The sequence below is a fragment of the Sorangium sp. So ce117 genome, assembly GCF_051524395.1.
GTDB classification, from domain to species: domain Bacteria; phylum Myxococcota_A; class Polyangia; order Polyangiales; family Polyangiaceae; genus Sorangium; species Sorangium cellulosum_B.
Genome location: NZ_CP150309.1, coordinates 5,485,546 through 5,498,999 on the forward strand (window position 1 = coordinate 5,485,546; position 13,454 = coordinate 5,498,999).

Genomic DNA, 13,454 nt, shown 5'->3' on the forward strand with positions numbered 1-13,454 from the left:
CGCGCCGCGGCCGGAGCCGGGCGCACCACAGACAAGAGGGACTTTCAAGAGGCATCCATGGATCGACCCATCCTGCGCACGTTCATCGCCTACGTCGAAGACCGCCCCGGCGTGCTCAACCGCGTCGCGTCCCTCTTCCGGCGGCGCGCCTACAACATCGAGTCGCTGAGCGTCGGGCGCACCCACATCGCCGGGATCTCGCGCCTGACCCTGGTCCTCGAGGCGGACGAGGACGGGGCGCGGCGCCTGGAGGCGAACCTCTACAAGCTGGTCAACACCCTCTGGGTCCGGGACGTCACCCACACCGCCTCGGTCGCGCGTGATCTCGCGCTCATCAAGGTGAAGGCGGACGCGGCGAGCCGGGCCCAGGTGCTCCAGCTCTGCGAGGTGTTCCGCGCGCGCACCGTCGATGTCGCCCCCGAGGCGCTGACCATCGAGATCACCGGGACCGGCGACAAGATCGAGGGCCTGCTCGAGGTGCTCCGCCCGTTCGGGATCATCGAGATGGTGCGGACCGGGATGATCGTGATGACCCGCGGCGCCGAGGAGGCCGAGGCCAGGTTCGACTCGATCCCCGTGCGCACGGCCGAGAACGGCGCCTCCTGACGGCGCAAGACGGTGTAAATAGCGCGCGCGAGACGTGAACGACGTGAAGGACGGGAGCCGCGAGGTGCGGGTCCCGGTTGTAAGGAGAGAGAGATGGCTAAGATTTTTTACGATAACGACGCGGATCTTTCGCTCATCCAGAGCAAGAAGGTCGCGATCGTGGGCTATGGCTCCCAGGGGCACGCGCACGCGCTGAACCTGCGCGACAGCGGCGTCACGGTGATCGTCGCCCTGCCCGAGGGCAGCAAGAGCCGGCCCAAGGCGCAGGCCGCAGGGCTGCAGGTGGCCACGGTGTCCGAGGCCGCGAAGGCCGCCGACGTCATCATGATCCTCGCCCCCGACACGTCGCAGGCGCGCATCTACAACGAGCAGATCGCGCCGCACCTCGGCCCGGGCAAGACGCTCATGTTCGCGCACGGGTTCAACATCCGCTTCAACACGATCACGCCCCCCCCGTCGGTCGACGTGTCGATGATCGCCCCGAAGGGCCCCGGCCACCGGGTGCGCGAGACGTTCGAGGCCGGCGGCGGCGTCCCGGCCCTCCTCGCCGTCCACCAGGACGCGAGCGGCAAGGCGGAGGCCCAGGCGCTCGCCTACGCGAAGGGCATCGGCGCGACGCGCGCCGGGGTGCTCCTCACGACGTTCGCGGAGGAGACCGAGACCGACCTCTTCGGCGAGCAGGCGGTGCTCTGCGGCGGCGCGAGCGAGCTCGTGAAGGCCGGCTTCGAGACGCTCGTCAACGCCGGCTACCAGCCGGAGATCGCGTACTTCGAGTGTCTGCATGAGCTCAAGCTCATCGTCGACCTCATGTACCGCGGCGGCCTCAACTACATGCGGTACTCGATCAGCGACACCGCCGAGCACGGCGACTACGTGTCGGGCCCGCGGGTCATCACCGACAAGACGCGCGAGGAGATGAAGCGCATCCTCGCCGAGATCCAGAGCGGCGAGTTCGCGCGCAAGTGGATCGCGGAGAACGAGGCGGGCCGGCCGAAGTTCGAGGCGACGCGGGCGAAGGAGCGGGAGCAGCGGCTCGAGATCGTGGGCGCCAACCTGCGCAAGATGATGCCGTTCATCGATCCCGTCACCATCAAGCCCGGCGACTGAGCCTCTCCACTCGTGGGAGGCGGCGGAGAACACCATGCCTGAGATGATTGCGAATCAAGCGATGCCCCCGTCCGATTACGTCCGCATCTTCGACACGACGCTGCGCGACGGCGAGCAGTCGCCGGGCGCGACGATGACATCGTCGGAGAAGCTCGAGATCGCGCTCGCGCTGGCGAAGCTCGGCGTCGACGTCATCGAGACGGGCTTCCCCGCCGCTTCCCCCGACGATCTGCTCGCCGTCCAGACGATCGCCGAGCGCGTGGGCGCGGCCGCGGTCCCCGGCCGCCCCGCCGCGACCCCGCCGATCATCTGCGCCCTCGCCCGCGCCACCAAGGTCGACATCGACAAGGCGTGGGAGGGCGTCGCCCGGGCCGCGCACCCCCGGATCCACACCTTCCTCGCCACGAGCGACATCCACCTCAAGCACAAGCTCCGGATGACCCGGGCCGAGGTGCTCGACCGCGTGCGGGCCATGGTCGCCTATGCGCGCGACCTGTGCGCCGACGTGGAGTTCAGCCCCGAGGACGCCGGCCGGAGCGAGCCGGAGTTCCTCTACCAGGTGCTCGAGGCCGCGATCGCCGCCGGGGCCACCACGCTCAACATCCCGGACACCGTCGGGTACACCATCCCGAGCGAGTTCGGCGCGCTCATCGCCGGGATCCGCAAGAACGTCCCGGGGATCGACCGCGCCATCGTCTCGGTCCACTGCCACAACGACCTCGGGCTCGCGACGGCCAACGCGCTGGAGGGCATCCGCGCGGGCGCGCGCCAGGCCGAGGTGACCATCAACGGCATCGGCGAGCGCGCCGGCAACACCGCGCTCGAGGAGATCGTCATGGCGCTCGCCACGCGCCGGGCCGTCTTCGGGCTGCGCACCGGGATCGACACGACCCAGATCGCCACCGTGAGCCGCCTCGTCAGCGCGGCCACGGGCTTCAACGTCCAGCCGAACAAGGCGATCGTCGGCGCCAACGCCTTCGCGCACGAGTCCGGCATCCACCAGGACGGGATGCTGAAGCACCAGGAGACGTACGAGATCATGCGGCCGGAGATGGTCGGGGTGACGCAGACCCGGCTCGTCCTCGGCAAGCACTCGGGCAGGCACGCGCTCCGCAACCGGCTGGAGGAGCTCGGCTATCACCTCGACGAGGCCCAGCTCGCGGCGGCGTTCGCCAGCTTCAAGGCGCTCGCGGACAAGAGGAAGCACGTCACCGATCCCGACATCGAGGCGATCGTCTCGACCACGCGGGCGCAGGCCGACGATCTCTACACGCTCGACGCGCTCCAGGTCGCCTGCGGGACCACGGGCATGCCCACCGCCACCGTCCGCCTCCGCGGGCCGGACGGGGCGCTGCACGTCCGCGCCGCGATCGGCACCGGACCGGTGGACGCCGCCTACCGGGCGATCGACGAGATCGTCCGCGTGCCGAGCAGCCTCCTCGAGTTCTCGGTGCACGCGGTGACCGAGGGCATCGACGCGCTCGGCGAGGTGAGCGTCCGCGTCCGGGCGGACGCGACGCCGAGCAAGCGGCACCCGCAGCACGACGCCGCGGCGCGCGTCTTCCACGGCCACGGCGCTGACACCGACATCCTGGTGGCCAGCGCGAAGGCGTACCTCACCGCCCTGAACCGGCTCCTCGCGACCTACGGCGTCGAGCCCAAGGACGACGCGGCGGCGTCAGAGAGCAACCAGAGCGGCCACGGCGCCGCCGTCGAGACCGCGAGGTAGGGCCGTGCGCCGAGCGCAGGAGGCCCCCCAGGGGGGCGATGAGCTCGGCGACCCGATCTCGCTGCACAAGGAAGTCGAACCTTATGAATCCGCCTCATAACGGCGCGGAGCAGGGCGCCCGCCCCTCGGACCGCGTCGACGTCTACGACACCACGCTACGGGACGGCACCCAGCGCGAGGGCATCTCGCTCGCGTGCGAGGACAAGCTGAGCATCGCGCGCCACCTCGACGCGTTCGGACTGACCTTCATCGAGGGCGGGTGGCCCGGCTCAAACCCGAAGGACGCGCAGTTCTTCGAGCGGGCGAAGGACATCGAGTGGAAGCACGCGAAGATCGCCGCGTTCGGCTCGACGCGCCGGGCCTCGCTGGCCCCCGAGGACGACCCCGGGCTGCGCGCGCTGCTCGCCGCCGGGACGAGCGTCTGCACGATCTTCGGCAAGAGCTCGGTCCAGCACGTGACGGCGGTGCTTCGCACGACGCTCGACGAGAACCTCCGGATGATCGAGGAGACCATCGCCTTCCTGCGCGCGCACGGCCGCCGCGTGATCTACGACGCCGAGCACTTCTTCGACGGGTTCGCGCTCGACCGGTCGTACGCGACCGAGACGCTTCGCGCCGCCGTGCGCGGCGGGGCGGAGGTGGTCACGCTCTGCGACACGAACGGCGGGTCGATGCCCTGGCAGATCGAGGCGGTCGTGGCCGAGATGAAGGCGGCGCTGGGCCACCCGCTCGGCATCCACGCCCACAACGACGGCGAGTGCGCGGTCGCCAACTCGATCGCCGCCGTGCGCGCGGGCGCCCGCCACGTCCAGGGCACCATCAACGGCTACGGCGAGCGCTGCGGGAACGCGAACCTCTGCGCGATCATCCCGAACCTGGAGCTGAAGCTCGACCTCCGGGCGCTCCCGGAGGGGGCGCTCCGCGGGCTCACCGAGCTCTCGCACTACGTCGCCGAGGTGGCGAACCTCTCCCCCGACGATCACATGGCCTACGTCGGGCGGAGCGCCTTCGCGCACAAGGGCGGCGTGCACGTCGCGGCGATGCGGCGCGAGCCTGCGTCCTACCAGCACATCGATCCCGCGCTCGTCGGCAACGCGATGCGGACCGTGGTCAGCGAGCTGTCGGGCCGCGGCAACCTCCTCAGCAAGGCCGAGGAGTTCGGGCTCGAGGTGCCGACGGGCGCCGAGGTCGAGGTGCTGGAGCAGATCAAGGAGCGCGAGGCGCGCGGCTCGTCGTTCGAGGCGGCCGAGGCGTCCGTCGCGCTGCTGCTCCGCCGGAGCGCGCCGGGCTACAAGCCGCCGTTCCGGCTGCTCGACTTCAAGGTCATCGCGGGCCAGCGCGAGGGCGTCGGCACCTTCGCCGAGGCGATGATCAAGATCGCGGTCGACGACGAGGTGGTGATCACGGCAGCCGAGGGGTCCGGCCCCGTCAACGCGCTCGACGGCGCGCTCCGCAAGGCGCTCGCGCCCGTGTTCCCGGCCGTGCGTGACATCCAGCTCGTCGACTACAAGGTGCGTATCCTCGACGGGCGCGACGGCACCTCGGCGACGACGCGCGTGCTCATCAACAGCCGCGACGCGCACCGCCAGTGGAGCACCGTCGGCGCGTCGACGAACATCATCGATGCGTCGTGGCATGCGCTCGCGGACGGGATCGAGTATGGGCTCACGTTCGCAGCGAGAGAGCCACAGCAGTACACATCCACGTTGCCTGCCAGCGAGGTCGCATGAAGGCCAATATCGTTCTTTTGCCCGGCGACGGCATCGGCGTCGAAGTGGTCGCCGAAACCCGCGCCACCCTCGACGCTGTCGCCGCCCAGTTCGGCCACAGCTTCAGCTACTCGGAGCACCTCATCGGCGGGTGCGCCATCGACGCGACCGGCACGGCGCTGACGCAGGAGACGCTCGACGCGTGCCGCGCGGCGGACGCCGTCCTGCTCGGCGCCGTCGGCGGCCCCAAGTGGGACAACCCGAGCGCGAGCGTCCGCCCCGAGCAGGGGCTGCTCGCGCTGCGCCAGGGGCTCGGCCTGTACGCCAACCTGCGGCCGATCCGCCTGTTCCCCGAGCTCATCCAGGCCTCTCCCCTCAAGGCAGAGCGGCTCGCGGACGTCGACATCCTGGTCGTCCGTGAGCTGACGGGCGGGCTCTACTTCGGCAAGCCGCGCCTCCGTGAGGAGGTGAACGGGCGCCGGCGCGCGGTCGACACGCTCGAGTACACGGACGAGGAGATCCAGCGCGTCGTCGAGCTCGCGTTCCGCCTCGCGTCGTCGCGCAGACGCCTCGTCACGTCCGTCGACAAGGCGAACGTCCTCGAGTCGTCGCGGCTCTGGCGCACGGTGGCGACCGAGGTCGCCGCCCGCCACCCGGAGATCCGCATCGAGCACCAGCTCGTCGACTCGTGCGCGATGCGGCTCATCACCGCGGCCGCGGCGTTCGACGTCATCGTCACCGAGAACATGTTCGGCGACATCCTGACCGACGAGGCCGCCGTGCTCGCCGGCTCGCTGGGGCTCTGCCCGAGCGCGTCGCTGGGCGATGGGACGCGCGGGGTCTACGAGCCGATCCATGGCTCGGCGCCCGACATCGCCGGCAAGGGGCTCGCCAACCCGATCGGGACGATCTTGAGCGCCGCGATGCTGCTCCGGCACTCGCTGCGGCTCGACAAGGAGGCAGCCGTGCTCGAGCGCGCGGTGGCGCAGGCCATCGCCGGCGGCGCACGGACGGCGGACCTCGGCGGCAAGCTGTCGACCCAGGGGATGGGCGAGGCGGTCCGCGCGAAGCTCGCGGGCTGAGCGCTCCCTCCAGGCGGCCCCGGACGAGCCCCTCACCGGGGCTCGCAGCCCGCATTCGACGGCGCGATCGCGCTCTTCTCGCCCCCTTCCCTGCACGGCCATCGACGCGTGGACACAAGGCCCCTTCGCGGGCCGCTCCTGCGCATTGCTCCCAGGCTGTCCAGTCCACCGCTTTCCTCGCTCGAATCCATCGCTCTTCGCACCCGGCCATCGACCAGGACGGGACGGAATGCGTCGTGGACGGGTCCGATGGTGGCCCTGACGATCTCCTGTGCGAACCGCGGGAGCATGTGCTCCGGAGACGCAGTCGCGCGGATCTCTCCCATCACCCTTCACGCTGGAGATCCTGGCGGACGACACGATCGCGCGAGCCGTCATGAAGCATCCTTCGCCGCGCGACGCCACGCTCGCGGCCGACGCCTGGGTGCTCCGCGCCATCCGATTCATCTCCGTTGATCGAGCTGTTCGCATTCTAGGCACCACTCCCGGAGCCTCATAAGGGCAGGCCCTCCCGCGCCCGGTCCTCGCCAGCATCGCAGTCCGGCGCGCTTGCGCCCCTCTGCGCTGGCCAACCAGAGCGACGGCGCTGCGTCCGGCGCCCTGCATCTGCGAAGAGCGCGCGCGGCCCCCGGAGCACGTGGGAGGCCGGCGAGCGCCGCGCAGCCGAGGCTTGCGCTCTCCCGGGCGGCCGCGGCTCGCTCTCTCCCGGAAGGAGCGCGTGACGCTTCCCTCGCGGCGCGCACGGCCCCGCAGAAAGCGTCCATGGTGTCTCAGGTGTCCTTTCTGCGGTAATCGACATCACCTCCCGAACACCACACATGATCGTGCGGCGGGGGATCTCAGGTCCCCGCGTGTCAAAGCTCGTCGCCATGACGGGCGATGACTCCATTCGACATGGATTGATGTGCACAGGAGAACGGGAACATGAGCCAATTGACGAAGTTCGCATCGCTCATCGCCCTCTCGACGGCCCTCTCCGCGGCCGGTTGCATGGCCGAGGCGACGACGTCGGACGCGCCCACCGACGACGTGATGAGCGAGACCGACGAGGCGAAGCAGGCGTTCCAGGCCGAAGAGACGGACTCCGCTGATCAGGAGTCGAGCGCGAATCCGGCGATGGACGAGAGTGCCACGGACCCCAGCGCAGCAAGCGCCAGCGCGCCGGCCCCCGGCGCGCCCGATGTCGGCGCCGTGGACCCCGGCTCGGCGACCCCGACTGGCGAGGAGGGCGTCGGCGAGAAGCCCGATGCGGCGCGCTGGTGGGGCGGCGGCTGGGGCTTCCGGCCCTGGGGCTGGGGTGGCGGCTGGGGCTTCCGGCCTTGGTGGGGCGGCGGCTGGGGCTTCCGGCCCTGGTGGGGCGGCTGGGGCGGTGGCTGCGGCGGCTGGGGCGGCGGCTGGGGCGGCGGCTGGGGCGGCGGCTGCGGCTGGTAGGACGCCGCGCTAGCACGGTTCGCGTGAGAAGGCCCTGTTGACGCCCGCTCCGCGCCCCTGGCGCGGCGCCGCCGCGGCTCGGTCCTCGCCACGGCGGGACGCTGGCAAGGGGTCATGAGCGGGCGATGAAGCTTCGGGCGCTCTGACCAGGTCGAGGGTCCCTCACGCGGCCGCGGAGGGAGCCTCGACCGCCACCACGGTGCCCCCGGATCGCCCGCACGGGTCTGCGAGCGGTCCGGGGTACCCCGAGGTCAGGCGTCGGCCTCGGCGAGGCTCGGGACGCGGCTTACGAGGAAGCGAGTCCTCATGTAGCACCATCACGTGACGCCCTAGAGGATGATCCTGAACCGGAGCTTCTCTTGTGTTTCCGATCCGTTTCGATGTGCTGCCACCATGCGGCGTCGATATCGCGCGCGGTGGCCGGCAGCGGCGCGACGGCGCGCTGGCTCTATCGAGCGGAGGCCGTCCGCGTCGAGCCCCCGCGCGCCCCGGTGGGGCGCTCGGGCGGCGCTTCCGGGCGGCCGAGCTTCTCCGCGCGCTCGGTCACCCAGAAGCGCTCCGCGTCGGCCGCGGTCCAGGCAGACTCGTCGAGCAGCGGGAGGAGCGCATCGGACAGCGCCCGCGCGCTCTGGAAACGGTGGCGCGGGTCCTTGGCGAGGCACCGCAGGACGAGGCGGTCGACCGCGCGAGGGACGGTCGGGCCGCGCCGCACCGACGGCGCGAGGGGCGCCTTCGTCATGTGGGCGACGAAGAGCTGCCCCGACGACGAGCCCTCGAACGGCAGCTCCCCGGTGAGCAGGAAGTAGAGCGTGCCCCCGAGCGAGTAGATGTCGCTGCGCGCATCCGCGCGATCGCCGCGACACACCTCCGGTGCCATGTAGGCGGGCGTCCCGCAGAGCATGCCGCTGTTCGTGAGCTCGGCGTCGCGGCCGCCCTCGACCATCCGCGCGACGCCGAAGTCGAGCAGCTTGAGGAAGTCGTGATCGTCGCCAACGCGGGTGACGAAGAGGTTCTGCGGCTTGATGTCCCGGTGGATGATCCCAGCCTCGTGCGCCTCGATGAGCGAGCGGCAGGCCTGCAGGGCGAAGCGTAGGGCGCGCGCCACGGGCATGGGGCCGTAGCTGCGCACGATCGCGGCGAGATCGGCCCCGCGCAGGTGCTCCATGGCGATGTAGTAGATGCCGTCGTCGCTCGCTCCGAAGTCGAAGATCCGGATGGTGTGCGGATCGCTGAGCTTGCTCGCCGCGTGCGCCTCTTGCTCGAAGCGCTTCGGCACCGCCGGGTCCGGCGCGTCCCGCGTCCTCAGGAGCTTGAGGGCGACGTCGCGGTGGAGCGTCTCGTCCCACGCGAGCCAGACCTCGCTCATCCCCCCTTTGCCGATCGGCGCCTCGAGCCGGTACCTGCCCAGCTTGCGCGCCTGATAAACCTGCTGCTGCGCGGCCCACACGACGTGGCTCGACAGCGCCCCGATCACCCCCGAGGCAGGGACGAAGATGTAATGGCTCGCGGCCGTGAGCAGCGTCGTCGGATCGAGCCACGCCGCCTGGATGGACGGGGAGAAGATCGCGGCGATGCCCATCGTCGCCGGGAAGGCGAGGAACATCGCCGCGGAGGCGAGGAGGGCCTTGCTGAACGGCGCGGGCACGAGCGCCGTGCGGAGCAGCACGACGATGGAGAGCCCGTGCATGTACGCGCTCGTCAAGCCGCCGAAATCGAGCGCCATCAGCGAGATGAAGATCGCGGCGGTGAGGAACGCGGCCTCGTACCCGAGGAGCACGACGCGCCCCGAGAGCGTCGGGCGCCCCGAGAGCCGGTACACGGCGAGGGAGAGCGCCTGCTCGACGACGCGCAGGACGATGCAGCGCCATACCGGCGCCGCGGGGTACAGCACGGTCGCCATGAACACGTCGACAAGCGTGAACGCCGGCCATATCCAGAGCGCGACCCGGAAAGCGCGGCGGACCGCGCGACGGACGCCCTCCGTGTCGTGGGCGCCCGGCGCGCTGCGCCGCGTGCCGAGCGGGCGAGTCTCGCGCTCTCTGAGCGTGCGCGCCGCGGCCGAGCGCTCAGCGCGGAGAGCCTCTCGGAGCAGCGCACGCTTCATGGCAATCTCGAGGGTCGCCAGAGCCACGCCGAACGTCAAGCGAGCGTTGTTGGCTTCTCGTGCGGCAGGTTTCCTCGGCCACGATGCCGGGCTGCGCTGCCCGCCGTCTCCCACCCCGGATGTCGTACCAACATGACCGTTCGCCGCCCCACATGCCGTGTTCGTCCGCCGTGCACACACATGCCCGTGAGGTCATGAATCCTGTCAGCGCCTCGGGGGAGCGCCGTGGCGGGACGCCGAGGCGCGGCGAGGTGACCGGGGCGGCTGGGGGCTGGGGTCCCGCTCGTCGCCTTGGCCGCCGGCCCGCGGCGCCGGTCAGGCGAAAGGCGCCGCTCGCGCCTCGGCGCCGCGGGCTCGAGCTCAGCGGGCCCCTTACGCCTCGGGCCGCGGCGGTCGCCCTGGTCAACCGGCCGGATCCATGCTTGAAAGCTCGCCACTGTGCCGCTCTCGCCCGAAAGCTTTCGCCGGCTGTTCGCAAGCCGCCCCGTCGTCCTCGCGCCCATGGAGGACGTGACGGACGCGGTGTTCCGCCGCATCGGCCGGGAGCTCGGCGCCGAGCTGTGCGTGACGGAGTTCGTCAACGTCGAGGGGCTGCTGCGCGGGTGCAAGACCGCGCGGCGCAAGCTCGACCTAGCCGACGGCGATCAGCCGACGGCGATCCAGATCTACGGCGCCAACCCGGAGCGCCTCGCCGAGGCCGCGCGCGTCGCCGAGCAGGCCGGACCGGCGTTCCTGGACATCAACTGCGGCTGCTGGGTGCCGAAGATCGCCGGACGAGGCGCGGGCGCCGGCTGGCTCCGCGATCCGGAGGCGATGGTGGCGATGGCCCGGCTCGTGACGCGCTCGGTCGCGCTCCCGGTCACCGTGAAGACGCGTATCGGCTGGGGGCCGGAGTCCCATATGCCGATCGTCGACCTCGCGCGCCGCCTCGAGGACACCGGCGTCGCCGCGCTCACGATCCACTGCCGCACGGCCCAGATGGGGCACAGCGGCGCGGCCGACTGGAGCTGGGCCGCCCGGGCGCGCGAGGTCGTGTCCATCCCTGTCGTGGTGAACGGCGACATCAAGACCGCCGACGACGCGGCCCGCGCCCTCCGCGAGACGGGCTGCGCCGGCGTGATGGTCGGCCGCGCCGCCATCGACCACCCCTGGATCTTCCGCGAGGCCCGGGCCCTCCTCGACGACGGCGTGCACCTCGCGCCGCCGACGGCCGAGGAGCGGCTCGCCCTGTGCCGCGCGCACCTCATCGCGAACACCGAGGCGCGCGGCGAGCCGCACGGCGTGCGCGTGACCCGGCGCCACCTGACCGGCTATCTCCGCGGCCTCCCCGGCGCGTCGGCCCTCCGGCGCGAGCTGCTCTTCTGCGACAGCCTGTCGGGGTGCCTCGACATCCTCGACAGCGCCGCGCAGCGGCTCGCGGCCTGAGGCGCGGCAGCCTGAGGCGCGGCAGGCCGGCGGCGACGCCGCCTACATGCCCACGGGCGTCGCGTCGTCGACCGGCGCGGGCTCGCCGTTCTGCCGCTCGGCGCCCGGCGGCGCGCCCATGGGATCGTGCGGCAGGCTCCCGCGGTGCGAGCGGAGCAGCACGTGAGGCGTCGCCAGGAGGAAATTGGAGACGCGGGACGTGTAGATGTCCGCCGAACGCTCGATCTGCCGGGCCAGGTGGCTCTTGTCGTTGCCCGTGCGGAGGAGCAGCCCCCACCTCGGGTTCAACGTCTCGGCCGACGCCTTCGCGAGCGGCGCGATCCGCGCGTCGAGCGCCGCGAGGCTCGCCTTGAGCTCGTTCATCTTCGCCTGGATCTCGCCCTCCGTCGCCCCAGCCACCGGCCCGTAGCCGGCGCGCATCCGCTGGAGCTCCAGGCGCAGCCTGGCATAGACGCGCTCCGCATCCTCCTTCTCCCGCATCCAGAGATCGAGGCGCGCCTCGGCCCCGCGCGCCTCCTCGATCGCGAGGATCTCGTCCTCGAGCTCCCGGATGATGAGCGCCGTACGCCACCGCAAGGCGCTCTTCGACACATGCACGTCCCCATAGATGTGATCGCCGATGTAGAGGATCTCGTCGCCGGACAGCCCCAGGTGGTGCTCGACGAGCCCCGCGTTGCCGCCCAGGTAGTGCCCGCCCACGCGCAACCGGCCGGCCGGGCGCAGGAGGCCATCCTCCGTGACCACCTCGAAGAGCGGGCTGCGGCTCGAGAAGAACTCCGGCTTCCGCGCGGAGACGATGACCACGTCGAACAGGTCGCGCCACGTCATGCCCCCCGGCAGGAAGCGGTCGAACGCGTAGCTCATCATCGCGCGCGTGTAGACCCACTCCGAGTTCGTGATCAGGACGAGCTTCTTGCCCGCCTCCCGCTGGTCGAGCAGCGTGAGCGGGATCTCCGGATCGAGCAGCACGAACCGCTCCGGATCCCCGATGATCTCGGCCTTCAGCTGCCCCTCCATGTGCGTCGCGTCGAGGCGATCCTTCACGCGGCGATAGAGGTCGCTGTAGCCGAGCACCTCGGGCAGCCGGCGCTGATCGAGCAGATCGACCAGCTTCGCGTACATGCACCCCTCCGACAGCGAGAAGAGCGTGTTCAGGAAGACGTAGCGCCCGTCCGCGAGGTCGACGATCGTCCGCGCGTAGGTCGCGCGCTGGGTCTCGAAGTCGATCGGCTTCGTTCCGTGGAAGGCTCGCTTCACGTAGCCGAACCGATTCACCTTGAGCAGATTGCCGAGCTCGGTGTCCAGGATGAGCCCTCGGATCACGAGGTCCGGCTCGAACGTCAGGTCCCCGACCGGCCAGCCCTCGCTCTCCAGAAGATGCCGGAGGTGCTCATAGGCCCGACGCTCCCACGCCTCCACACGGTAGTGGATCAGCGTGTAATCCATGTCGTATCCGATCGCCTTGATCGAACGGAGATTCAGCGTCCGGTTGCAGAAGATCCCCCGCTGCTTGGGCGGCGGGGCGGCGAGGCAATCCAGCTTGTCCATGGTGATCGCCCGGAGAGCGGTCGTGAGGCATACCAGGGACCCACGGCGTTGCCCACCCGGACAATCACCGTCACCCCGCCGTCAGGAGGGCGCGTTCGGCGTGTCGATGTCGTCGTAGACGTAGACGCGCACGCGCACGCGCGTCCTCAGCGGCGCCTGAGCCGGCTCTTCGCGCTCTGCCGCCGATCGATGCTCGTCGTGGGCCGCGCGGACCGCCCGTTCGTCGGCGCTCGGCGGGAGTCGCCGCGGTCGTCCGCCTCCCACCCGTCGTCGTCCTCGTCTTCCTCGTCCTCGTCGTCGAACAGGTCGTCGTCGTCCTCGTCGTCGTCCTCGTCGCGCGCCTCGGCCCGGCGCACCTCGAGCCCGAGCATCGTGAGCGCCTGCTCGAGCGTCAGCGCCGTCTTCACGGCCTCGAGCTCGACCCCCATGGCCTGGAGCGTCATCGCTATCTCGGGGCTCAGCCCGGACAGGATGGTCGGTGTGCCCATGAGCCGCGCGGCGGAGGCCAGGTTCGAGAGCACCGCGCACAGGTGGCTATCCATGATCCAGACGGCCGTGAGATCGATGACCAGCCCCTTCGCGCCGCTCTCGTGGATGGCCCGCAGCACCTCGGTGTTCAGCTGCTCCGCGAGGTCATCGGTCACGTCCCCCTGGATGGGCACCAGGATCCGGTCCCACAGGTTGATGATGGGAAGGCGCTTGAGCTCCATGGT

Annotated in this window: 10 protein-coding genes; 7 read left to right on the forward strand and 3 right to left on the reverse strand. The window is 71.0% G+C overall.

Annotated elements, in window-relative coordinates; all coding sequences use genetic code 11:
• Positions 1–57: 57 nt before the first annotated feature.
• The 6 genes from ilvN to WMF46_RS20465 all read left to right on the forward strand — a co-directional run bounded on the left by ilvN (position 58) and on the right by WMF46_RS20465 (position 7,664).
• Positions 58–606, forward strand: coding sequence for an acetolactate synthase small subunit (gene ilvN, locus WMF46_RS20440; protein ID WP_437282635.1), 549 nt, complete (start codon positions 58–60; stop codon positions 604–606).
• A gap of 93 nt (positions 607–699) precedes the next feature.
• A complete protein-coding gene (ilvC, locus tag WMF46_RS20445) occupies positions 700–1,713 on the forward strand; it encodes a ketol-acid reductoisomerase (protein ID WP_012236362.1) in 1,014 nt (337 codons plus the stop codon).
• A gap of 34 nt (positions 1,714–1,747) precedes the next feature.
• A complete protein-coding gene (locus WMF46_RS20450; protein ID WP_437987137.1) occupies positions 1,748–3,442 on the forward strand; it encodes a 2-isopropylmalate synthase in 1,695 nt (564 codons plus the stop codon).
• A gap of 83 nt (positions 3,443–3,525) precedes the next feature.
• Positions 3,526–5,172, forward strand: a complete 1,647-nt coding sequence (cimA, locus tag WMF46_RS20455; protein ID WP_437987138.1) for a citramalate synthase — start codon at positions 3,526–3,528, stop codon at positions 5,170–5,172.
• The gene (gene leuB / locus WMF46_RS20460; RefSeq protein ID WP_437554146.1) at positions 5,169–6,233 is read left to right on the forward strand and encodes a 3-isopropylmalate dehydrogenase; all 1,065 of its coding nucleotides are present in this window, start codon (positions 5,169–5,171) and stop codon (positions 6,231–6,233) included. Before cimA ends, leuB begins: the two co-directional genes overlap by 4 nt.
• 924 nt (positions 6,234–7,157) lie before the next feature.
• A complete protein-coding gene (locus tag WMF46_RS20465) occupies positions 7,158–7,664 on the forward strand; it encodes a hypothetical protein (RefSeq protein ID WP_437987139.1) in 507 nt (168 codons plus the stop codon).
• Between the two features lie 448 nt (positions 7,665–8,112).
• On the opposite strand, the gene WMF46_RS20470 is transcribed toward WMF46_RS20465, so the two are convergent.
• A complete protein-coding gene (locus tag WMF46_RS20470) occupies positions 8,113–9,768 on the reverse strand; it encodes a serine/threonine-protein kinase (RefSeq protein ID WP_437987140.1) in 1,656 nt (551 codons plus the stop codon).
• A gap of 438 nt (positions 9,769–10,206) precedes the next feature.
• Between WMF46_RS20470 and dusB the strand changes: the two genes are divergently transcribed.
• Entirely contained in the window at positions 10,207–11,193 is a 987-nt protein-coding gene (gene dusB / locus WMF46_RS20475; RefSeq protein ID WP_437987141.1) for a tRNA dihydrouridine synthase DusB, read from the forward strand.
• 42 nt (positions 11,194–11,235) lie between these two features.
• On the opposite strand, the gene WMF46_RS20480 is transcribed toward dusB, so the two are convergent.
• Positions 11,236–12,741 carry an HAD-IG family 5'-nucleotidase gene (locus WMF46_RS20480; RefSeq protein ID WP_437554154.1) on the reverse strand — a complete coding sequence of 502 codons (1,506 nt, stop codon included), beginning with the start codon at positions 12,739–12,741 and terminating at the stop codon, positions 11,236–11,238.
• A gap of 146 nt (positions 12,742–12,887) precedes the next feature.
• On the reverse strand, positions 12,888–13,451 hold the full coding sequence (locus WMF46_RS20485) for an STAS domain-containing protein (RefSeq protein WP_437987142.1): 564 nt from the start codon (positions 13,449–13,451) through the stop codon (positions 12,888–12,890).
• Between the last annotated feature and the right edge of the window lie 3 nt (positions 13,452–13,454).

What these genes read in the sequence shown, in the direction of transcription:
- ilvN (WP_437282635.1), top strand. Translation starts at nt 58, where the DNA reads ATGGATCGACCCATCCTGCGCACGTTCATCGCCTACGTCGAAGACCGC.
- ilvC (WP_012236362.1), top strand. Translation starts at nt 700, where the DNA reads ATGGCTAAGATTTTTTACGATAACGACGCGGATCTTTCGCTCATCCAG.
- WMF46_RS20450 (WP_437987137.1), top strand. Translation starts at nt 1,748, where the DNA reads ATGCCTGAGATGATTGCGAATCAAGCGATGCCCCCGTCCGATTACGTC.
- cimA (WP_437987138.1), top strand. Translation starts at nt 3,526, where the DNA reads ATGAATCCGCCTCATAACGGCGCGGAGCAGGGCGCCCGCCCCTCGGAC.
- leuB (WP_437554146.1), top strand. Translation starts at nt 5,169, where the DNA reads ATGAAGGCCAATATCGTTCTTTTGCCCGGCGACGGCATCGGCGTCGAA.
- WMF46_RS20465 (WP_437987139.1), top strand. Translation starts at nt 7,158, where the DNA reads ATGAGCCAATTGACGAAGTTCGCATCGCTCATCGCCCTCTCGACGGCC.
- WMF46_RS20470 (WP_437987140.1), bottom strand. Translation starts at nt 9,768, where the DNA reads ATGAAGCGTGCGCTGCTCCGAGAGGCTCTCCGCGCTGAGCGCTCGGCC.
- WMF46_RS20480 (WP_437554154.1), bottom strand. Translation starts at nt 12,741, where the DNA reads ATGGACAAGCTGGATTGCCTCGCCGCCCCGCCGCCCAAGCAGCGGGGG.
- WMF46_RS20485 (WP_437987142.1), bottom strand. Translation starts at nt 13,451, where the DNA reads ATGGAGCTCAAGCGCCTTCCCATCATCAACCTGTGGGACCGGATCCTG.